We start from the raw sequence: 1354 nt of genomic DNA, 5'->3' as shown, positions 1-1354 counted from the left end.
CCATAGGCAGCAAGCCGTCCCGGCTCCCAGATCTGAAAGAAATTGCCGCGCCCGACAAAGGCCACTTCCGCCGAAATGCCGGTGTGTTCGCGAAGGAAATCGCTCATCGTGATGCGGCCGTCCTGGTCGAGTTTCAAGAAGGTTCCGTCGCCATGGCAGAAGAACGACATATCGTCCGCCGTCTGCAGGAAGGGATCCTCGAGCGCGATGCGCTGCTCGTAGCGGTCGAGCAGATCGAGCCCGCCGACATCCATCGCCGGCAGATCCAGGCAGCGCAGCGCATAGAGTTCCGAATAGCCGCGCTTCTGCACGACCGCACGGAAATGCGCGGGAACGGACACCCGTCCCTTCGCATCGATCCTGCTCACCGTGCTTGACAGAAACCGGTCCATTAAACGCTACAGCCGCTTGCGCCGCCGCACCCCTCTCCATCTTGTCGCACGCGCCGCCGCAGCGCGCTCCCTGCCCCGCATCAGCCTCATCCGCACGGGCAAAACCGGCAAACGCGCAGCCGCCGCGGCTGCCCGATTGGCGTACGCTTTACCCTGACACGGAACGAAGGCTTTGATGTCTAGATGGGATATCATGGGGCACTATGGGCGTCAACGGGATTAGGCTTCACAAACACGCGCGCCGCGACCAATGAGAGCAGCCTCGCCGACACGTCTCGTCTTTATGGTCTATTAAGCCTAACGAACCGTTTAGAGCCGCCTGGCCCACCCGGACGCGCCTTGCCGCGCGCCGCTGCCGGGCATAGCGTCTCGCCACATATCGCCGGTCGCAAACAGGGTTGGAAATTCGATGTCTGAAACTGCAAAGTCACGCGCTGCAGCGCTTCCTCACCTGCGTCGCAGCGGGCTTGCCATGGGCGATTCCATTCCCCTGCCACTGACCATGGCCGCCATCTTTCATGCGCCCGGCGACGCCACCGGTTTCAACCAGTACGGGCGATTCAGCAACCCGACCTGGGACGCGGTCGAACATATGCTGGCCCATCTGGAGGACGCGCCTTGCGTCGCCTTCCCTTCAGGAATGGCGGCAATCTCGGCGGCGTTTTTTGCCGTGCTCAAGACTGGCGACCGTATCCTGCTGCCATCGGACGGCTACCACACGACAAGAGCGCTGGCCGATCGCTTCCTCAAGCCGCTCGGCATCGCCTACGATGTCAGGCCTACCTCGACCTTCCTCGACGGCGGCTTCGATGGCTATCGCCTCGCCTTTGTCGAAACCCCTGCCAATCCGGGGTTGGATATCTGCGATATCGCCGCCGTTGCCGATGCTGTTCACAAAGCCGGCGCGATCCTTGTGGTCGACAACACGACCATGACACCCTTCGGCCAGCGGCCGCTCGACC

Annotated in this window: 2 protein-coding genes; one reads left to right on the top strand and one right to left on the bottom strand. The window is 62.5% G+C overall.

Annotation, left to right across the window (positions count from 1 at the left end; translation table 11 throughout):
• On the bottom strand, positions 1-392 hold a 392-nt coding region (gene mraZ, locus EN964_RS34780), incomplete at its 3' end, for a division/cell wall cluster transcriptional repressor MraZ (RefSeq protein WP_127277454.1).
• A gap of 409 nt (positions 393-801) precedes the next feature.
• On the opposite strand from mraZ, the gene EN964_RS34775 reads away from it, so the two are divergent.
• Positions 802-1354, top strand: a 553-nt coding sequence (locus tag EN964_RS34775) for a PLP-dependent transferase (RefSeq protein WP_206528818.1), incomplete at its 3' end; no start/stop codon positions are given.

The sequence above is a fragment of the Mesorhizobium sp. M7A.F.Ca.CA.001.10.2.1 genome, from assembly GCF_003998575.1.
In the GTDB taxonomy this organism is placed as follows: Bacteria; Pseudomonadota; Alphaproteobacteria; order Rhizobiales; family Rhizobiaceae; genus Mesorhizobium.
The sequence above is the reverse complement of the archived record's forward strand: the minus strand, read 5'-3'. Positions and strand labels throughout refer to the sequence as shown.